18 protein-coding genes and 1 tRNA gene are annotated in these 18,637 nt (G+C 64.5%); 12 read left to right on the forward strand and 7 right to left on the reverse strand.

The genetic code is table 11. The features are described 5' to 3' along the window. Window positions 1–649 precede the first annotated feature (649 nt). On the forward strand, window positions 650–853 hold the full coding sequence (locus J3E64_RS12920) for an AlpA family transcriptional regulator (protein ID WP_253343440.1): 204 nt from the start codon (window positions 650–652) through the stop codon (window positions 851–853). Between the two features lie 61 nt (window positions 854–914). On the opposite strand, the gene J3E64_RS12925 is transcribed toward J3E64_RS12920, so the two are convergent. The 4 genes from J3E64_RS12925 to J3E64_RS12940 form a co-directional block, all read right to left on the reverse strand. Further along, entirely contained in the window at window positions 915–2,150 is a 1,236-nt protein-coding gene (locus J3E64_RS12925; protein WP_253343441.1) for an integrase arm-type DNA-binding domain-containing protein, read from the reverse strand. Window positions 2,151–2,313: 163 nt separating this feature from the next. Further along, window positions 2,314–2,388 (reverse strand) — tRNA-Glu (locus J3E64_RS12930). Window positions 2,389–2,671: 283 nt separating this feature from the next. Further along, a complete protein-coding gene (locus J3E64_RS12935; RefSeq protein ID WP_253343442.1) occupies window positions 2,672–3,445 on the reverse strand; it encodes a SapC family protein in 774 nt (257 codons plus the stop codon). A gap of 114 nt (window positions 3,446–3,559) precedes the next feature. Continuing rightward, window positions 3,560–4,999, reverse strand: a complete 1,440-nt coding sequence (locus J3E64_RS12940; RefSeq protein WP_253343443.1) for an FAD-binding oxidoreductase — start codon at window positions 4,997–4,999, stop codon at window positions 3,560–3,562. Between the two features lie 76 nt (window positions 5,000–5,075). Here J3E64_RS12940 and J3E64_RS12945 point away from each other — a divergent pair, with 76 nt between their 5' ends. Together J3E64_RS12945 and J3E64_RS12950 are read left to right on the forward strand one after the other, a co-directional pair. Next, window positions 5,076–5,510, forward strand: coding sequence for a hypothetical protein (locus J3E64_RS12945; protein ID WP_253343444.1), 435 nt, complete (start codon window positions 5,076–5,078; stop codon window positions 5,508–5,510). Window positions 5,511–5,624: 114 nt separating this feature from the next. Further along, entirely contained in the window at window positions 5,625–7,016 is a 1,392-nt protein-coding gene (locus J3E64_RS12950; RefSeq protein ID WP_253343445.1) for a DEAD/DEAH box helicase, read from the forward strand. A 47-nt stretch (window positions 7,017–7,063) separates the two neighbouring features. Here J3E64_RS12950 and sppA read toward each other — a convergent pair whose 3' ends face one another. Continuing rightward, window positions 7,064–8,953 (reverse strand): signal peptide peptidase SppA, encoded by a 1,890-nt coding sequence (sppA, locus tag J3E64_RS12955; protein ID WP_253343446.1) that lies wholly within the window; start codon window positions 8,951–8,953, stop codon window positions 7,064–7,066. 160 nt (window positions 8,954–9,113) lie between these two features. Here sppA and gpmA point away from each other — a divergent pair, with 160 nt between their 5' ends. The 9 genes from gpmA to J3E64_RS13000 all read left to right on the forward strand — a co-directional run bounded on the left by gpmA (window position 9,114) and on the right by J3E64_RS13000 (window position 17,821). Next, window positions 9,114–9,800: a 2,3-diphosphoglycerate-dependent phosphoglycerate mutase gene (gene gpmA / locus J3E64_RS12960; RefSeq protein WP_253343447.1), complete on the forward strand. Its 687-nt coding sequence runs from the start codon at window positions 9,114–9,116 to the stop codon at window positions 9,798–9,800. 94 nt (window positions 9,801–9,894) lie between these two features. Then, the gene (gene purE / locus J3E64_RS12965) at window positions 9,895–10,383 is read left to right on the forward strand and encodes a 5-(carboxyamino)imidazole ribonucleotide mutase (RefSeq protein WP_253343448.1); all 489 of its coding nucleotides are present in this window, start codon (window positions 9,895–9,897) and stop codon (window positions 10,381–10,383) included. Window positions 10,384–10,393: 10 nt separating this feature from the next. Further along, on the forward strand, window positions 10,394–11,464 hold the full coding sequence (locus J3E64_RS12970) for a 5-(carboxyamino)imidazole ribonucleotide synthase (protein ID WP_253343449.1): 1,071 nt from the start codon (window positions 10,394–10,396) through the stop codon (window positions 11,462–11,464). After that, entirely contained in the window at window positions 11,461–11,946 is a 486-nt protein-coding gene (locus J3E64_RS12975) for a dihydrofolate reductase (RefSeq protein ID WP_253343450.1), read from the forward strand. Before J3E64_RS12970 ends, J3E64_RS12975 begins: the two co-directional genes overlap by 4 nt. A 70-nt stretch (window positions 11,947–12,016) precedes the next feature. Next, the gene (locus J3E64_RS12980; RefSeq protein WP_253343451.1) at window positions 12,017–12,841 is read left to right on the forward strand and encodes an alpha/beta fold hydrolase; all 825 of its coding nucleotides are present in this window, start codon (window positions 12,017–12,019) and stop codon (window positions 12,839–12,841) included. A gap of 56 nt (window positions 12,842–12,897) precedes the next feature. Then, complete coding sequence (locus tag J3E64_RS12985) at window positions 12,898–13,824, forward strand: bifunctional riboflavin kinase/FAD synthetase (protein ID WP_253343452.1); 927 nt, start codon at window positions 12,898–12,900, stop codon at window positions 13,822–13,824. A 63-nt stretch (window positions 13,825–13,887) separates the two neighbouring features. Beyond that, complete coding sequence (locus J3E64_RS12990; protein WP_253343453.1) at window positions 13,888–16,893, forward strand: isoleucine--tRNA ligase; 3,006 nt, start codon at window positions 13,888–13,890, stop codon at window positions 16,891–16,893. Beyond that, complete coding sequence (gene lspA, locus J3E64_RS12995; protein WP_253343454.1) at window positions 16,890–17,411, forward strand: signal peptidase II; 522 nt, start codon at window positions 16,890–16,892, stop codon at window positions 17,409–17,411. Before J3E64_RS12990 ends, lspA begins: the two co-directional genes overlap by 4 nt. Further along, window positions 17,408–17,821, forward strand: coding sequence for a DUF3035 domain-containing protein (locus J3E64_RS13000; RefSeq protein ID WP_253343455.1), 414 nt, complete (start codon window positions 17,408–17,410; stop codon window positions 17,819–17,821). Before lspA ends, J3E64_RS13000 begins: the two co-directional genes overlap by 4 nt. A 16-nt stretch (window positions 17,822–17,837) precedes the next feature. Here the strand turns inward: J3E64_RS13000 and J3E64_RS13005 are convergent, their stop codons facing one another. Further along, window positions 17,838–18,164, reverse strand: coding sequence for a helix-turn-helix transcriptional regulator (locus J3E64_RS13005; protein ID WP_253343456.1), 327 nt, complete (start codon window positions 18,162–18,164; stop codon window positions 17,838–17,840). After that, window positions 18,151–18,600 (reverse strand): SRPBCC family protein, encoded by a 450-nt coding sequence (locus J3E64_RS13010; RefSeq protein WP_253343457.1) that lies wholly within the window; start codon window positions 18,598–18,600, stop codon window positions 18,151–18,153. The genes J3E64_RS13005 and J3E64_RS13010 overlap by 14 nt, the downstream gene beginning before the upstream one ends. Between the last annotated feature and the right edge of the window lie 37 nt (window positions 18,601–18,637).

The raw sequence follows: 18,637 nt of genomic DNA on the forward strand, positions 1-18,637 counted from the left end.
GAAGCTTGGAACAGGCTCGTCGATCAGCCGTGGCGCATCATGACAATCGGACGCCGCAAATGGGCATGTGGGTCGTGATCAATGCAGGTTGGTATTACTGGTAAAGAGTGACCGAAAATGGTCGTGTCGTGCCGGGCCTCCTTCCGCGCAAAGCGCTCGAACCATCCATTCTTGAAAATGCGCGAGATGGCGGTTCTCCTGCTTCTTCCGCCATATATAACACCTAGCGTTATAGTTCAACGACGGTGGGATGGGACGATACACCATCGGCCTTCTTGACAGCGGATGCGCTGCGGGTGAGCATGAGTTCCTGCTTCATCACGCTGCGAAGGTGGTCCTTACAAAGGAGCATCCCATGATCGACTCGGCCTAGCGCCTTCTGGCTGTCCCCCGGAACGGGGCGGTTGCGAAGGCTGCGCATGGGATTTTGGTACAGGCTGGGAAAAAATCTGCACTGATCGTGGTCGGTGAGAAGTCTACGCCAAATTCCGCCGTCTTCCGCCGCTGACCGCCGATTGCCGCCGGCGTCCACCATCACCTCACAGCAGTGCTGCCAGCGCGCCCGGAAGTCTCTTGTCCGGGACGGCAAGGCATCCAATGCTCGTGGTCGGGGGCGCGTGCAACATCCTGATTTGAAGAGACTGCCCCCATGACCAGTAGCGATCGTATCATCCGCATGAAAACCGTCCTCGCCCGCACAGGGCTTTCCCGCACGACGCTCTATCGCAAGATGGGCGAAGGCACTTTCCCACGGCAGGTGAAGATCAGCGTCCACGGCGCTGGCTGGCGAGAGTCCGCTGTTAACCGCTGGATTGCCGATCCGGCAGGCTATCGGGAAGAGTTGGGCGTTTGATCCTGTCGCCGTGCCCCTCGTTTCTTGTGGGCGAGGGCACGGCGACAATGACCGATTGCGTTCAGGCCGCCTGGCTTTTCGCCTTGCCGAATTTGCCGGTGAGTATCTTCTGGCCATCGCGCAGGAAATCGAGATGGTCTGACCAGTGCTGCATCATCCGCACGCGTTCGTCCCAATATTCACCGCGCGTATAAGCACGGCGCACTGCATTGTTGTCGCAATGGGCAAGCTGGCGTTCGATCGCGTCGGGATGCCATAGGCCCATCTCGTTGAGCAAAGTCGCCGCCATCGCCCGGAAGCCGTGGCCGGTCATTTCATCCTGCGCGAAGCCCATGCGGCGCAAGGCAGCGTTGATGGTGTTTTCCGACATGGGGCGATCCACCGAGCGGAGCGACGGGAACAGGTAGCGGCTGTAGTCCGCATCATGCTCAATGGTGCTAAGGATCGCCAATGCCTGCCGGGAGAGGGGGATGGTATGCGCCCGCCGCATCTTGGTCTTGTGCGCCGGGACCGTCCACAGCGCCTTGTCGAAATCAAAGTCAGCCCATTCGGCATAGCGGAGTTCGCCCGGACGGACGAATACATGAGGCAACAGTTGCAGCGCGGCCTTGGTGTTGGCGAAGCCCTCGAACGCTTCAATGGCCCGCAGCAGTCCGCCCGCATTGTCCGCGCTGGTAATAGCAGCCCTGTGGACGGGCTGGGGCGCGATCAGCGCTCCGCGCAAGTCCGCCGCCACGTCGCGCTCGGCTCGGGCCGTAGCGATGGCGTACCGGAATATCTGGCTGCATGTGCTGCGCAGACGTTTGGCCGTCTCATAGCGGCCCTTGCCCTCCATCTTGCGCAGCATGGTCAAAACCTCCTGCGCGGTGATGGCGGTGACAGGGCGTTTGCCCAGCGACGCATTGATAAATGCCAGCAGCCAGCGCAGTTTCTTCATGGTGACGGCGGAGCGACCTTCGCGCTCGACTTTTACCAGCCATTCGTCGGCGACAGCCTTGAAGCTGTTGGAGGCGGCCACCGTGGCGGCGATGCGATCCAGCCTGATCTTCTCGGCGGGATCGTCGCCCTTGGCTAACACTTTGCGGGCGGCGTCGCGCTGCTCGCGGGCGTCAGCAAGGCCGGTGTCGGGATAGACCCCAAAGGCCAAAGTCTTCTGCTTGCCCATATGGCGGTAGTTCATGCGCCAGTAGCGACCGCCATTGGGCGTCACATAGAGGAACAGGCCATCGCTATCGGTGAGCTTATAGGGCTTTACGCGGCCCTTGGCATTCTTGATGGCAGCAAAGGTGAGCGCCATGATGGTATCTCCTTTTAGGGGAGGGCTGCGCTACCATCAGACATACCATCAACATGCTGGTATCCGGTGGTGCATAACCACTCCGTATGGGATACCTATACCACAAAAAACCGCAGAAATCCGCCGTTCCCGGCACTTCCTGAAACCCTCTGGGAGAGAGTTTTGGTGACCCCTACGGGAATCGAACCCGTGTTTCAGCCGTGAGAGGGCCGCGTCCTGACCGCTAGACGAAGGGGCCGCGCGGCGCGCTTGCAGCGGCCGGCAGGGGCAGCGCTTTAGCAGACCATGGCGGTCGGTCAAGTCGCCGCCGCCATAAATAAAAAACCACCCCATGCGTATCACATGGGGTGGCCAGGTTCAGGGAGGAGACGCCTCCAAAGGGGGAGGCGCCCATACGACACACCCGAAAGGGGGGGCAGGTGCGCCGTATGATGATTAGATAAGACAGGTCGCATCCCCTTTCAAGGGGAATACGACAGGTCATTCATCCATCATTTGGACCGTTTCGGCGCGACGTTATTTCAGGCGTTGGCGGGCTGGGCGACCGGACCCTTGCCCTGAGTGACCTGCGCCTCGAAAATCTCGCGCATCAGTTGCAACGAGAACAGATGCGCATGAATCAGGGGCAGCATGCCGCTCTGGTTGATCTTGCGAAGCTGGTCGCCGCGCAGGTCGCGCAGCTTTTCCTCGTTGATCATGCGAAAGCCGCGATAGACAAAAGGCTGCTCGTTGCCCGGCGACTGGATGGCAACTTCGCCGTCCATCAGCAGGTCCATTTCCTGCAACTCACGGACGAACTGGCCGGTGCGGGCGGCCGCCTGCTCGAAATCCTCGCAGAATTTCAGCACGCCCTGCGTCAGTTCGCTCGGCTGGTTGCCGTCGAACAGCGGATTGCCCTCGTCAAACACGCCGATAGCCGGGCTGGTGGGGTCGAAACAGAGCGACAATTCCTCGCTGTCGGGCCGCAGCTTCGCCAGCATCCAGGGATAGCGCCGGACATAGGCCGGAACGTAGGCCGGACCGCGCAGCTTGCCCTCGTCGTCGACGAAGATGTTGACGCCCTCGTTGAGGCCCATCAGCGCCAGCGGAACGCTGTCGGCGCCGGCGGAAAAGATGATCGGCACGAACCGCTGGGCGGTAACGAACTCGTCCACCGTCAGCGGCACGGCGTGCTGGGTGACCAGGAATGGCGCGGCGTCGACCGAGCGGGTCTTGTATTCGGCATGGTCCTGCGTGCTGAGCGGGATGAGGTCGTTATAGAAAATCGGCAGGGTGTTCGCGGCTGCGCTGGCCATGGTCAGGTCCATTCTCTTTCTGGGCGGCGCCATCGCGGCGACGCGGGTCGCAATTGGGGCAGGGCGATAAAGGCCTTGCGGCCGCCGTGCAATCGCTTTGTCGGCGGTTCGGGCTCAGTCCTCGCCGGGCAGCGGGATCAGCTTGCCGGGGTTGAACAGCCCGCCCGGGTCGAACGCGGCCTTGATCGCCCGCAGCGCGCCGATCCGCGCCGGGGCGGCCAGCCGCCCCAGTTCCGCCCGCTTCATCTGGCCGATGCCATGCTCAGCCGAGATCGAGCCGCCCGCCGCGACCACCATATCATGCACGAAGCGGTTGATCGCTTCGCCCTGCGCCGCGATCCAGGCCGGACCGTCGCGCGTGCCGCGCGGCGCGCGGACGTGAAAATGAACATTGCCGTCGCCCAAGTGCCCGAAGGAGGAGGCGGTGGTGCCCGGAAACTGCGCCTGGACCCGCTCCGCCGCGTCGACCATGAAGGCGGGCATGCGCGCTACGGGCACGCTCACATCATATTGCAGCGCCGGCCCCTGCGCCCGTTCCGACTCCGACAGGGACTCGCGGATGCGCCAGAATGCCTCGGCCTGCGCTTCGCTCGCGGCGATGGTCGCGTCGGCGGCAATGCCGCGCTCCAGCGCCTCGGCCAGCGCTTCCTCCAGCCGCGCTGCGGGCCCCGGCTCGGAATGATCGGCATGGTCGATCTCGATCAGCACATGCCAGGGTGTTCGCGTGCCGACCGGCGACCGGGTGTCGGGAATATGGCCCAGCACGAAGCCCAGCGTCTCGTCGGACAGTATCTCGAACCCTTCGACGGTATCGCCCAGCCGCGCTTCTGCCAGGCGCAGCAGCGACAGCGCGTCCTCGGGCGAGGGAACGGCGACCCAGCCGACCGCGCGCGTCGCGATCGCGGGGACCAGCCGCAGGGACGCAGCCGTCACCACGCCCAGAGTGCCTTCAGCGCCGATCAGCAGTTGCTTGATGTCGTAGCCGCGATTGTCCTTCTTCAGCGGGTCGAGCCCTTCATAGATGCTGCCGTCGGGCAGCACCGCCTCGATACCCGCGACCAGCGCGCGCATCGTACCGTGGCGCAGCACCTGCGTGCCGCCGGCATTGGTCGATATAAGCCCGCCGATGGTCGCCGAACCCTTCGCGCCAAGGCTCAGCGGGAAACGCCGTCCGACCGCTTCGGCCGCTTCGTGCAGGGTCGCCAGAATGACGCCGGCATCGCAAATCGCGAGATTGTCGTCAGGCGCCATCGCGCGGATACGGTTCATGCGTCGCAACGACAGGATCAGCGCCGATCCGTCGGCCGGCGGCGTCGCCCCGCCGACCATGGAACTGTTCCCGCCCTGTGGCACCAGCGGGACGCCCAGCTCCGTCGCCAGCCCTACCGCCGCCGCGACCTCCGCGGTCGACGCTGGCGCCAATATGGCCGCGGCCGCGCCATGATAGCGCCCGCGCCAGTCATGGACCCAGGGGTCGATGTCGTCCGGATCGGTCAGGACCGCCTTGGTCCCCAGCCGTTCGACGAAGCGCGCAATGACATGCTGATCGATCATGGCACCGCTATGCGCCGGAATTCATCGACTGTTCAACCATTGGACGATAGTCTGCGCCGTACAAAAGGGGTCGATATTGTTTCATTCCATCCTGTTGTTGCTCGCCGCGTCGGCCGACCAGCCCGTGCAATGGGCGCAACTCACGATCGAGCAGAGGGTCATCATCCGCGTCCCCATGGCGCGGCAGGGCAAGGCTCCGGCGCGGATCACGCCTGATTCGCAGGATGATTGGGAGGAAAGAAAGGGGCCGCGCTGCATCGCCTTGCGATCGATCCGCGCTGCCAGCATCGTCACGCGCGACGGGATCGACCTGATCCTGGCGGACCGCCATCGCTATCGCGCGCGACTGGAAAAGGGATGCGACTCGGCTGGATATTATTCGGGTTTCTATGTGGAGCCGGCGGAGGACGGGTCGCTATGTTCGGGTCGGGACGAATTGCAGGCGCGCAGTGGGGCGAGCTGCGAAATCGTAAGCTTTCGTCGCCTCGTCGAGGCGGAAGACGGTGACTGACCGGCGCCGGAATCGCGCGATTTTCTTGACAAGCGGCCAATATTTCCGCAAGGCCCGCGCGATTTATGCCCTGTTGAACGCCGGGCGCCTCTCCCTCCAGTAACGGACGCCTGAATGACTTTTGCCGATCTCGGCCTTTCCGATGAATTGCTCAGGGCCGTGACCGAAGCGGGTTACGACACGCCCACGCCCATCCAGGCGCAGGCGATCCCGCCGGTCCTGATGATGAGGGACATTATCGGCATCGCGCAGACCGGCACCGGCAAGACCGCCAGCTTCGTGCTGCCGATGATCGACATATTGGCGCATGGCCGCGCCCGTGCGCTGATGCCGCGCAGCCTGATCCTGGAACCGACCCGCGAACTTGCCGCCCAGGTTGCGGAGAATTTCGAGAAATACGGGAAATATCACAAGCTTTCCATGGCGTTGCTGATCGGCGGCGTGCAGATGGGTGATCAGGTCAGGGCGCTGGAAAAGGGCGTCGACGTGCTGATCGCCACGCCGGGCCGTCTGATGGACCTGTTCGAGCGCGGCAAAATTCTTCTCAACGGCTGCAGCATGCTGGTGATCGACGAGGCGGACCGGATGCTCGACATGGGCTTCATCCCCGACATCGAACAGATTTGCACGAAGCTGCCCGCCCAGCGCCAGACGCTGCTGTTTTCGGCGACCATGCCGCCGGTCATCAAGAAACTGGCGGATCGGTTCCTGTCCAATCCCAAGTCGATCGAAGTGGCGCGACCCGCGACCGCCTCGATCAACATCACCCAGAATCTGGTTAAGGTCGATTCGCGCAAGAAGCGGGAAGCACTCCGCGCGCTGCTGGACCGGCAGGACGTGCACAGCGCGGTCATCTTCTGCAACCGCAAGACCACGGTGCGTGAACTCAACAAGAGCCTTCAGCGCCATGGCTATCGATCGGGCGAGATCCATGGCGACATCGATCAGGCATCGCGCATCGCCGAGCTGGAGCGGTTTCGCGTCGGCACGGTCAACATCCTGGTCGCGTCCGACGTCGCGGCCCGCGGCCTGGACATCAAGGGCGTATCGCACGTCTTCAACTTCGACGCACCGTGGCATCCGGACGATTATGTCCACCGTATCGGGCGCACCGGTCGCGCGGGTGCGAAAGGCGTCGCTTTCACCTTCGTGACCAAGGACGATGCCGAGGCGATCGACAATATCCAGAAATTGATCGGTACGCAGATCCCCTATGCGGACATGCCCGACACAGGCACGGACGCCGGCCCGCCGGAGGACGCGCCGCAAGAGCGTCCCGCCCGTGCCGAACGGTCGAAGCGTGGCAAGGAACGGGATGGCAAGCCCGGGCAAAAGGCGGAAGCGCGCGCTGAAGAGACACGCCGCGAAGAGCCTCGCCGTCAGGAACGCCCGGCCCGCCCGCCCGAACCGCGTCGTGCGCCGCGCCACGCGGAGCGGGATGACGGCCCGGACGATGGCTGGAACGGCCCGGTTCCGGAATTTCTATCGGTCGGTTTCAGCGGCTGATCCGCCGCATGTCACCGCCGGCGATGCGCCATTAGACGCGATGGCTGTCACTTCAGCCATCCGGTCAGCACCGCCATCAGCCCGATCCGCGCATCGCCGGACGCGGCGCGGGGCGCGCCATAGGCGCGGCATTGCAGGCAATCGGCGCGCACGCCGCCACCCGTCACCATCGCCCTTGCATCGTTGACCGCCTGAGCCGCCCAGCGGCGCTGGAGCAGCGCCTGTCGTGCCAGCAGGTCACGCGCCGCCCCGGCATCCTCGCCGTCGCGTTCGCGCTCTGCCATGGCCTCGAACCATTGCGCCCATTTGTCGGGCTGCTTCTCGATCCAGTAGGGACGGGCCTTGGCCGGGTCGATCTTCGCGCGTCGCGCAGCTTCGGCGATGGCATCTTCCAGCCCGCCGAAACGATCGACCAGCCCGATCTGGCGTGCCGTCCCGCCGTCCCACACACGGCCCTGCGCGATGGCGTCAACCTGCTCGGGCGTCTTGCGACGCGACTTTGCCACCAGGCCGATGAAGCGGCGATAAATATCCTCCACGCCCATCTGCATGATCTGGTCGAACGCCTCGTTGGTGCCCGCCATGACGTCGGGCTGGCCGGAAAGCGGCGTGGTGCGCACGCCGTCGGTCGTGATACCCATCTTGGCCAAAGTGCCTTCGAAACTGGGGAGGATGCCGAAGACGCCGATGGAACCGGTGATGGTGTCGGGCTCGGCGAAGATGATGTCCGCAGGCGTCGACACCCAATAGCCGCCGCTCGCCGCGACATTGCCCATGGACACGACGACCGGCAGGCCCTGTGCCTTCGCCTGCAATATGGCATCGCGGATCTTGTTGCCCGCCATCACAGATCCGCCGGGCGAATCCACCCGGACGACCAGGGCCTTCAGCGATTTTTCGTCGAGCGCCGTCAGCAGCAGGTCGGAAATCGTATCGCCCGCCGCCGTGCCGGGGCCGGCCTCGCCGTCGACAATGTCGCCGGCGACGGTGAGCACGCCGATCTGGCCGTCATTGGCGGGCTTGCGCGCCTTTACATAGGTCGAAAGATCGATTGAGGCGAAACTCCCTGCGGCATCATCCGTGCCATCCCCGGCGATGTCGGCGACATGATCGCCGAACGCGCTTTCGTTGCCTACCCGGTCTATCAGGCCGGCAGCCATCGCAGCCTTGGCCATGTCGCCCCCCGCCGCGCGTGCGGCGGCGACGGGATCGGCGGCATAGGCGGCGATTTTCGCCTTGGGGCGTGCCTTGGCCACGTCATCCTGCCAATTCTGCCACAGCGCGGCGGCCAGCGCCTGATTGGCCTGCTTCGCTTCGGGAGACTGGTCGGCACGGATGAAGGGTTCGACGAAACTCTTGTACGTGCCGACGCGATAGACATGGGTGGTGACGCCCAGCTTGTCGATCAATCCCTTGTAGAACAGGCTGGACCCGCCCCGTCCCATGATGGCTACGCCACCCAGCGGGTCGGTCCATATTTCGCTCGCATGGGCGGCCAGCTGATAACCATCGTCGGTATAGAGCGTGGCATAGGTCAATACGGGCTTCTTCGCCGCGCGCACCGCGTCCAGCGCTTTGCCCACCCGTGCCATCGCGACCTGGCCGCCGCCCATGAAACCGTCCAGGTTCAGCACGACCGCCTTCACCTTGGCATCTGTCCTGGCCGCTTCCAGCGCCAGGACGATATCCGACAGGCGATATTCCTTCGCATCCGGTCCGCTGCCCGACAGCAGTGCGAAGGGATCGACCTCGGCTGGCTGTTCCACGATCGTTCCGTCCAGGTCCAGCAGCAGCGCACCGCTGGCGATGGCTTTTGCGGGCTTGGGCGAAAAGGACAGCGCGGCGTAGAGCGCGCCGAAGAACAGCAGCAGGAACAGCAGGACCAGCCCGTCCTTGATCGCGACCAATATGCGCCAGACGCCCTTTACGAATGCCAAGTCCCTGCTTCCTTCCGGTGATGTCCCGCAACCAGCTATCCGATGGCGTGCCGGACTGCAATGTGGGGGACGGTCGCAGGGGCGGCAAGCTTGCGCCGCCGATTTTGGCCGCTATGGGATGCAGCCATCATTCGCCGCTATCGTGCAGGAGACGCGCCAGATGCCTACACTCGTCCTCATCCGTCATGGCCAGTCGGCCTGGAACCTGGAAAACCGCTTCACCGGCTGGTGGGACGTGGACGTCACGGAAAAGGGCGCGGAAGAGGCGCGTGCGGCCGGCAGGTTGATGGCGGAGAAGGGGCTGGATTTCGACCAATGCTATACCTCTGTCCAGACCCGCGCGATCAAGACGCTCAATCTGGCGCTGGAGGAAATGGGCCGGTTGTGGCTGTCGGTCGAGAAGGACTGGCACCTTAACGAGCGCCATTATGGCGGCCTTACCGGCCTCAACAAGGCGGAGACGGCGGCCAAGCATGGCGACGATCAGGTCAAGATCTGGCGGCGCAGCTTCGATACGCCGCCGCCGCCGCTGGAGGCCGGAAGCGCATTCGACCTGTCCGCCGACCGTCGCTATGCCGGCATCGAAATCCCCTCGACGGAAAGTCTGAAGGATACGATCGCCCGCGTGCTGCCTTACTGGGATGCGAAGATCGCGCCCGACCTCATGGCCGGCAAGCGCGTGCTCATTTCCGCCCACGGCAATTCGCTGCGCGCGCTGGTCAAGCATCTGTCGGACATCCCCGACGACGAGATCACGGAACTGGAAATCCCGACCGGCCAGCCGATCGTCTATCAGCTTGCCGACGACCTGACCGCGACCGACCGCTATTATCTGTCGGAGCGGTAACCAGTCGCAGCGCGGCACCCGAATCGGCATTGCCCCCCGGCGGTCCGCCCGCTAAGGGGCTGTGCTTTCCGGGCGATATCAGGGGAAGCGGGTAATGGACGGCGCGGTCGAGGTCGGCATCATCATGGGGTCCCGGTCGGACTGGGATACGATGCGCCATGCCGCCGAAGTCCTGGAAGCCTTGGGCGTGGCGCATGAATGCAAGGTCGTGTCCGCCCACCGCACGCCCCAGCGCCTCTACGATTATGCGACCGGCGCCGCCGCGCGCGGGCTCAAGGTGATCGTCGCCGGCGCGGGCGGGGCGGCGCATCTGCCCGGCATGGCGGCATCGATGACGCGGCTGCCGGTGTTGGGCGTGCCGGTCGAATCCAAGGCTCTCAAGGGCATGGATTCGCTTCTGTCGATCGCGCAGATGCCCGGCGGCATTCCGGTCGGCACGCTGGCCATCGGCAAGGCGGGGGCGATCAATGCGGGCCTTCTGGCCGCCGCCATCCTCGCCACCGCCGATCCGGCGCTCGCGACCCGGCTGGAGGACTGGCGCGCGCGCCAGACCGCCTCGGTTGCAGAGACGGTCGAGGATTGACGCAAGACCCATGACCAGCATTCCCCCCGGCTCGACCATCGGCATATTGGGTGGTGGCCAGCTTGGCCGCATGATCGCGGTCGCCGCCGCGCAGCTGGGCTATCGCACCCATGTCTTCGCGCCGGAGGATAGCGGACCGGCCGCCGACGTGTCGCCCAACTGGACGCGCGGCGCCTATGAGGATGCCGGCGCACTCGCTGCCTTCGCCGAAAGCGTCGACGTCGTCACATATGAGTTCGAGAATATCGATCCGTCCGCCGTCGATACGCTCGCGGGCCATGGCCTCGTCCGTCCCGGTGCCCACGCGCTGCGGATCGCGCAGGACCGGCTGGCCGAAAAGCGGTTCGTCAGCGATCTGGGCGGCCTGACCGCCCCCTTCGCGCCGGTCGAGAGCCTGGACGATCTGGAGGCGGCGATCGAGACCATCGGCAGCCGCGCCATACTGAAGACCAACCGCATGGGCTATGACGGCAAGGGACAGGCGCGCCTTTCCGAACCGGGCGACGCGGTCGGCGCCTGGAACGCGATCGGGCGGCAGAGTGCGATCCTGGAGGGCTTCGTGACCTTCGCCGAGGAATTTTCGGTCATCCTGGCACGCGGCGCGGACGGTGCGATCCGCTTCTGGGACTCGCCGGCCAACGTCCATGTGAACGGCATATTGGCGACGTCGACCGCGCCCGCGGGGCCGGTCATCGCGACGCAGGTGGATCAGGCACGCGCGCTCGCGGCACAGGTGGCCGACGCGCTCGACTATGTCGGCGTGCTGACGCTGGAATTCTTCGCCAGCGCAGACGGCCCGATGTTCAACGAAATGGCGCCGCGCGTTCACAATAGCGGCCACTGGACCATCGAGGGCGCGGTGACGAGCCAGTTCGAAAACCATGTCCGCGCCATTTGCGGCCTGCCGCTGGGGGATACCGGTCTCGCCGCGCCGCGCGTCGAAATGCGCAACCTGATCGGGGACGAAGCGCATGAATGGCTGTCGATCCTGTCCGATCCGGTCAGCCACCTGCATCTCTACGGCAAGCATGAGGCGCGGCCCGGCCGCAAAATGGGGCATGTGACCCGGCTGACGCTGTGACGCCACGCATCGTCCTGGTCCTCGCCCGCGCCGACAATGGCGTGATCGGCCGGGATGGCGACCTTCCCTGGCGATTGCCCGCCGACCTGCGGCATTTCAAGGCGCTGACCGCAGGTCATCCGATGATCATGGGCCGCCGGACGTTCGACAGCCTGCCGGGCCTGCTTCCGGGCCGTCGCCATATCGTGCTCACCCGCGATCGGGACTGGTCGGGCGAGGGGGCGGAAGTCGCCCACGATGTCGACGGCGCGCTCGCGCTGGCGGCCGCACCGACCGCGATGGTGATCGGCGGGGCGGAGATATATCGCCTGTTCCTGCCGCTGGCCGACCGGATCGAACTGACGGAGGTTCATCTGGACGCGGAAGGCGACGCCGCCATCGCCTATCCCGATCCGGCCGCATGGCAGGAGGTCCGGCGCGAATGCCATGGCGTGAAAGACGGGCGGCCCGCCCATGATTTCGTGACGCTGGAGCGCGTTTAGACGGGCGCTGATGGAACGCTCCCGCCGGCCGCGCGCTTTCCCGGTTCATGCCGAAGAGGAGAGCCGGACGATGAGCGTAGTGCAAACGCGGGACGGAAAGACCCTGCATTACAAGGTAATGGGAGAGGGCGCGCCTGTCATCCTGATCCATGGATGGCCGCTGACGGGCGACATGTGGGAATATCAGACCGTTGCACTGGTGGAGGCCGGCTTTCAGGTCATCACCTACGACCGGCGCGGTTTCGGCCATTCCAGTCATCCCGCCACGGGTTATGACTATGATGTCTTTGCGGACGATCTTGCCGACCTGATCGACCATCTGGCGCTGCCGAAGGTCGCTTTGGTGGGATTTTCCATGGGCGGTGGCGAAATCGCCCGTTACCTGGGCCGGCATGGCGCCGCGCGCGTGAACCGCGCGGCGCTGGTTTCGTCCGTCGTCCCCTACCTGCTCAAGACCGACGACAATCCCGGCGGCGCCGATGCCAGCGTGTTCGACGGCATAAAGGACGATCTGCGGGCCGACCGTTTTGCATTCCTCCAGGAGTTCGCAAAGCAATTTTACGGGGTCGGGTGGGTCACCAGCCCGGTCAGCAAGGGTGTGATGGACTGGAGCTTCGCGCTTGCGATCATGGCAAGTCCGATCGCGACGATCGCATGCGTCGATGCCTTCGGGCGCACCGATTTCAGGCCCGACCTGCCAGGTTTCACCATCCCGACGCTGGTCATCCACGGCACGGCGGACAAAACGGTGCCTATCGATCCGTCCGGCCGTGCGGCCGCTGCCGGCATCCCGGGCGCCCAGCTCATCGAATATGACGGCGAACCCCATGGCTTGTTCGCGACCGCGCCGGATCGGCTGAATGCGGATTTGATCGCCTTCCTGCGCGCGGCATAGGCACATCATCGGGCGCTGCATTGCCCTACGCCGCAGTGCCGCCTATAGCGCGCGCCATGGAGCGGCTTTCCAGCAGCGCCCCGGTTCCCGCCGCCCTGCGCGGGAGCATCATGGCGCTCGGCAATTTCGACGGTTTTCATGCCGGGCACCAGGCGGTGGTCGGCCGCGCGGTCGCGCGTGCCCGTGCGGAGGGGCGCCCGGCCATCGTCGCCACTTTCGATCCGCATCCCATGCGCCTGTTTAACCCCGGGACGCCGCATTTCCGCCTGACGACGCTGGACCAGCGGCAATCGCTGTTCGCCGCTGCCGGGGCGGACGCCATGCTGGTCTTTGCGTTCACGGCCGAACTGGCCGCGCTGGAACCGGCCGACTATGTGCGGGTGCTGACCGATCATCTGGGCGTCGCGGCGGTGGTTACCGGGCAGGATTTTACCTTCGGCCGGGGGCGCAGCGGTTCCATCGCCTCGTTCGCGCCGCTGGGCCTTCCGGCGGAGGCTGTGGCCCCGGTCCGCGACGGGGGGGGGATCATCTCGTCCAGCCGTATCCGCGACGCCCTGAAATCCGGCGATTGCGGAACGGCCGCGCGGCTGCTGACCCGGCCCTTCGCCATCAGGGGCACGGTGCAGCATGGCGACAAGCTGGGCCGTACCATCGGTTTCCCGACCGCCAATCTGGACCTGGGCAGCTACCTGCGCCCGGCTTATGGCATCTACGCCGTGCGTGGCCTGCTGCCCGACGGCCGGCTGCTGGACGGTGCGGCGAACCTGGGCATCCGCCCCAGCTTCGATCCGCCCAAGGAATTGCTGGAGCCGCATTTCTTCGATTTTTCCGAAAGTCTCTACGGGCAGGACATCGAAGTGCAGTTGATCCACTATCTGCGTCCGGAGGCGAAATATGACGGCCTCGACCCGCTGATGGCGCAGATTGCGCGGGACTGTGCCGATGCGCGGCAAATCCTTGCGGCAACGCCCCACCTCGCTTAATGCCGCGCAGTCATTCCCGACCCCGTTCGCCCGCGAACGGATGTTTGCAGATACCGGACACCCATGACCGACCAGCCTGACTATAAAAGCACCGTATTCCTGCCCCAGACCGACTTTCCGATGAAGGCCGGCCTCGCGCAGAAGGAGCCGGCGATTGCCGCGCGGTGGGAGGCGATGGACCTCTACGGCAAGCTGCGCGAGAAGCGGGCGGGGCGCGAGCGCTTCATCCTGCATGACGGCCCGCCCTACGCCAATGGCGACATCCATATGGGCCATGCGATGAACAAGGTGCTGAAGGACATCATCGTCCGCAGCCAGTCGCTGCTCGGCAAGGACGCGCCCTATGTGCCCGGCTGGGACTGCCACGGCCTCCCCATCGAATGGAAGATCGAGGAGGAATATCGCAAGAAGAAGCTGAACAAGGACGAGGTGCCCGCGTCCGAATTCCGCGCCCAGTGCCGCGCCTATGCCGACAAATGGGTCGACGTGCAGAAGGAACAGTTCAAGCGCCTGGGCGTGATGGGCGACTGGGAAGATCCCTATCTGACCATGAAGTTCGATGCCGAGGCGACCATCGTCGGCGAACTGCTGAAGTTCGCGGAAAGCGGCCAGCTCTATCGCGGCGCCAAGCCCGTCATGTGGTCCCCGGTCGAAAAGACCGCGCTGGCCGAGGCGGAGGTGGAATATGAGGACGTCGTGTCGACCCAGATCGACGTGGCGTTCGAGATCGTGGAAGCGCCGAACGCGCCCGAACTGGTCGGCGCCCATGCTGTGATCTGGACCACGACGCCCTGGACGATCCCGGTGAACCAGGCTTTGGCTTATGGGCCGGAGATTGAGTATCAAGAATATGAAATCGTCGCGGGTGGTCCACCTGAAGCCCTAGAAAAGTTGGCAAGCGCTTATCCGCTTAATGGTGTTCGAGTACTGATCGCACCAGCTTTGAAGGAAGCATTTCAAGAGCGTTTGAAACACGCCGCTCGGAACGGTGGATGGATTAAATTCGGCAACCGCCGTATCAATATCGGCGTTCCTGAGTTGCAGGGTATCATTCCATTCTTAACGACCGAAATTGGCTCCGGGGGAACTGGAAGAAGAGTTAAAGGCTCGCAACTCGCCGGTGCCGTCGCCCGCCATCCGATGCACGCGCTCGGCGGCTTCTTCGCCAAGCCGCGCCCATTCCTCCCCGGCGATTTCGTCACGACCGACGCAGGCACCGGCCTCGTCCACATGGCGCCGGACCATGGCGAGGACGACTTTGCGCTCTGCAAGGCGCACGGCATCAATCCCGTGTTCGCGGTGGAGGGTGACGGGAAGTATCGCGCCGACTGGGCGTGGCTCGGCGGGCAAGGCTCGGTCATCAATCCGAAGTTCGTCAGCAAGGACGGCCCGATCTGCACCGACTTGGCGCAGGCGGGCGGCCTGTTCGCCGCGTCGGACGACTTCCGCCACAGCTATCCGCATAGCTGGCGCTCCAAGGCGAAGATCATTTTCCGCTGCACCCCGCAATGGTTCATCCCCATGGATCAGCCAAGCGGGCAGGTGGCCGACTATCCGCTGCCGCCGCTGGAGCCGGTGACGGGCGCGCTCGCCACCGCGCTGCCGACCAACGGGCCGACGCTGCGCGGCGTGGCGCTGGACGCGATCCAGAATACCCGCTGGGTGCCCGAACGCTCGATCAACCGCATCCGCTCCATGGTGGAGGGCCGCCCCGACTGGGTCATCTCCCGCCAGCGCGCCTGGGGCGTGCCCATCGCGCTCTACGTTCATCGCAAGAGCGGCGAGTATCTGGTTGATCCGGCGGTCAATGCCCGCATCGTCGAAGCGTTCAAGGCGGGCGGGGCAGACGCATGGTTCGGCGCAGATCATCAGGCGCTGCTTGGCCCCGATTACGACCTGGCCGACTATGAAGTCGTCAACGACATTCTGGACGTCTGGTTCGACAGCGGCTCCACCCACAGCTTCGTGGTCGAGGGCCGCTATGGCGATGGCACCCGCGCCGACCTCTATATCGAAGGATCGGACCAGCATCGCGGCTGGTTCCAGTCCTCACTGCTGGAAAGCTGCGGCACGCGCGGTCGTGCGCCCTATGACGCGGTGCTGACCCATGGCTTTGCGCTCGACGGGTCGGGCAAGAAAATGTCCAAGAGCCTCGGCAATGTGGTCGATCCGCTCAAGATCATGAGCGAGAGCGGCGCGGACATATTGCGCGTATGGGTCGCCAGCACCGATTATTTCGACGATGTGCGCATCGGCAAGGAAGTGCTGGCCGGATCTTCCGACGCCTATCGCAAATTGCGCAACACTTTCCGTTACATGCTTGGCGCTCTTTCCGACTATGATGAAGATGAGGAGGCGGTGTCCTACGCGGAAATGCCGGAACTGGAGCGCTACATGCTCCATCGTCTGGCCCAACTCGACGCCGAATTGCGCGCCGTGGTGGACAAGGACAAGGGCAGCGAGAGTTGGCTGGAATTTTCGCGCTACACCCGCGCGATCTTCGACTTCGCGAACAGCGACCTCAGCGCCTTCTTTTTCGACATCCGCAAGGACTGCCTCTATTGCGACGCGAAGTCGGATCCGAAGCGCCGGGCCTACCGCACCTTGCTCGATACGCTGTTCCATGCGCTGGTCCGCTATGTTGCGCCGATCATCCCCTTCACCGCTGAGGAAGTGTGGCAAAGCCGCTTCCCAAGCGCCGGGGATAGCGTCCATTTCCTGGAATGGCCGCAGGTCGACCATCACTGGATCAACGGCCATCTTAATGACAAATGGGCCGAACTGCGCGACCAGCGCGAACAGGTGAACGAGGCAATCGAGCCTTTCCGCCGCGAAAAGATCATCCGCTCCAGTCTGGAAGCGGACGTGACCATGGGCGAAATGCTGCCCAGCGACGGTGTGAACTTTGCCGAAATCGCCATTGTCGCCCGCGTCGAAATGGGCGTGGGCGACGGTATCGTGGTCAAGCCCAGCGACTGGCACAAATGCGGCCGCTGCTGGCGCCTGCTACCCGAAGTGACGGAGGACGGCACGCTCTGCGACCGGTGCGACAAGGTGCTGAACGCATGAACATCCAGCCCGCGGTCAACCACCGTCCCCTCGGCCTGACCGTCGCGATCGTGACGCTCGCGCTCGACCAGCTCGTCAAATATACCGTCACATATCCCCTGGCGCTGCAAAGCCGCGCAGGGGAGGGGATAGAGATTTTGCCGATCTTCCGCCTGCGCTGGCTGGAAAATCGCGGTGTGTCGATGGGCTTCTTCCACGCGGACACGGACGTGATGCGCTGGGCGCTGGTTGGCATGACATTCCTGATCGCCGGCTTCGTCGGCATTTGGATGTGGCGCGAAAAGGCGCGGCAGGATGTCGCCGCGCTCGGGTTGGTGCTGGGTGGGGCCATCGGCAATATCGTCGACCGTGTGCGGCTGGGCTATGTCGTTGATTATGCCGACCTGCATTTCGGCGAATGGCGGCCTTTCCTGATTTTCAACCTGGCGGACGCGGCGATCACCATTGGCGTGCTGATCCTGCTTGCGCGGGCGCTGCTGCTGCGCGACAAGGGCGCAAAGACGGAGACTTTGAAGTGAAGCGTAAACTGATCCTCGCCGCCGGCCTCGTAGCAACCTTGTCGGCCTGCGGTGGCGGCCGTGGCCTGTTCGGGCGCGATCGCCCCGACGAATTCGCCGTCTCGCGTCAAGCGCCGCTCGTGATTCCGCCGGATTTCGCTCTGGTGCCACCTGCGCCCGGCACGCCGGCGGCGGCATCGGTCGATTCGGGGCGTGAAGCCATGCAGGCGATGTTCGGCGGCCCCGCCGCGCGCAGCGCCAGTGAAGCGGCTGCGCTGAACGAGGCTGGCCGCGCCAACGCTGCCGCGGGTATCCGCTCCTCGGCCGGTGATCCGGGAACAGAGGTCGTCGACAAGGGCAGCACGACGCGCGATGTCATCGCCGCACCGGAAGGCGACGGCCAGGACGCTCGCGCCTCCACCCCGCAATAAGGTCAGGGCGGGGGACCTATCCGTCCCCGTCCTCGACGAACGCCTTGAGCCGGGCGAGCGTGCCGTCCCACTGGGAATTCACCTCGTCCAGCCATGTGCGCGCCGCTTCGATCGCCTCGCGGCGCAGGGCATAATGCACCTCCCGCCCGCTCTTCCTGCGGTCGACCAGGCCTGCGCCGTGCAGCACGTCCAGATGCTTGGCGACGCCCTGTCGGCTTATCGCCAACCCATCGCCCAATTGCACGATTGACAGCGTGCATCCATCCGACAGGCGTGACAGCATGGACAGGCGCGTCGCGTCGCCCAGAGCCGAAAATAGCCGCGCCGGCTCAACCTTCGACATAGCGGCGTATATTGTTCACCTGCTCCGCCCAGCCGCCATCGTTGGATCGCATGACGTTGGTCCGGCGGGGCTCCGGCACCTTGTCGAACCCGCTTTCCCGCACCGTCAGCCGGGTTCCGTCCAGTGTCGGTTCAAGCAGGAATTCGACCAAAGTCCGTTCTGCCACGCCGTCGCGGATCGCATCCCGGTCGCCGCCGGTCGCGGGCCATTCGAACGCGAAACGTGTCATCGGCTCGATCGCGACGGTGCGAGATTCCCACGGGAAATGTTCATAGCCCGGATAGGTCATATGGCCCCCGGTCTTTTCTCCCACCGCGAACGGGCGATCGAGCGCGACGAGGAACCATGTGCCGAATTTTCGATGGTCGACGAGCGAATCCCATACGCGAGCGACGGGTGCGGCGATTTCGACGGTCTTGGTGATGCAATCAGACATATAGGCAACCTCCTGGGTGCCTATATGCTCCACCCGA

The organism is Sphingobium sp. OAS761 (assembly GCF_024168485.1).
Lineage (GTDB): Bacteria > Pseudomonadota > Alphaproteobacteria > Sphingomonadales > Sphingomonadaceae > Sphingobium.

Bases quoted from the DNA above. Each gene is read 5' to 3' on its own strand.
- J3E64_RS12920 (WP_253343440.1), top strand. From the start codon at position 650: ATGACCAGTAGCGATCGTATCATCCGCATGAAAACCGTCCTCGCCCGC.
- J3E64_RS12925 (WP_253343441.1), bottom strand. From the start codon at position 2,150: ATGGCGCTCACCTTTGCTGCCATCAAGAATGCCAAGGGCCGCGTAAAG.
- J3E64_RS12935 (WP_253343442.1), bottom strand. From the start codon at position 3,445: ATGGCCAGCGCAGCCGCGAACACCCTGCCGATTTTCTATAACGACCTC.
- J3E64_RS12940 (WP_253343443.1), bottom strand. From the start codon at position 4,999: ATGATCGATCAGCATGTCATTGCGCGCTTCGTCGAACGGCTGGGGACC.
- J3E64_RS12950 (WP_253343445.1), top strand. From the start codon at position 5,625: ATGACTTTTGCCGATCTCGGCCTTTCCGATGAATTGCTCAGGGCCGTG.
- gpmA (WP_253343447.1), top strand. From the start codon at position 9,114: ATGCCTACACTCGTCCTCATCCGTCATGGCCAGTCGGCCTGGAACCTG.
- purE (WP_253343448.1), top strand. From the start codon at position 9,895: ATGGACGGCGCGGTCGAGGTCGGCATCATCATGGGGTCCCGGTCGGAC.
- J3E64_RS12970 (WP_253343449.1), top strand. From the start codon at position 10,394: ATGACCAGCATTCCCCCCGGCTCGACCATCGGCATATTGGGTGGTGGC.
- J3E64_RS12980 (WP_253343451.1), top strand. From the start codon at position 12,017: ATGAGCGTAGTGCAAACGCGGGACGGAAAGACCCTGCATTACAAGGTA.
- J3E64_RS12985 (WP_253343452.1), top strand. From the start codon at position 12,898: ATGGAGCGGCTTTCCAGCAGCGCCCCGGTTCCCGCCGCCCTGCGCGGG.
- J3E64_RS12990 (WP_253343453.1), top strand. From the start codon at position 13,888: ATGACCGACCAGCCTGACTATAAAAGCACCGTATTCCTGCCCCAGACC.
- lspA (WP_253343454.1), top strand. From the start codon at position 16,890: ATGAACATCCAGCCCGCGGTCAACCACCGTCCCCTCGGCCTGACCGTC.
- J3E64_RS13005 (WP_253343456.1), bottom strand. From the start codon at position 18,164: ATGTCGAAGGTTGAGCCGGCGCGGCTATTTTCGGCTCTGGGCGACGCG.
- J3E64_RS13010 (WP_253343457.1), bottom strand. From the start codon at position 18,600: ATGTCTGATTGCATCACCAAGACCGTCGAAATCGCCGCACCCGTCGCT.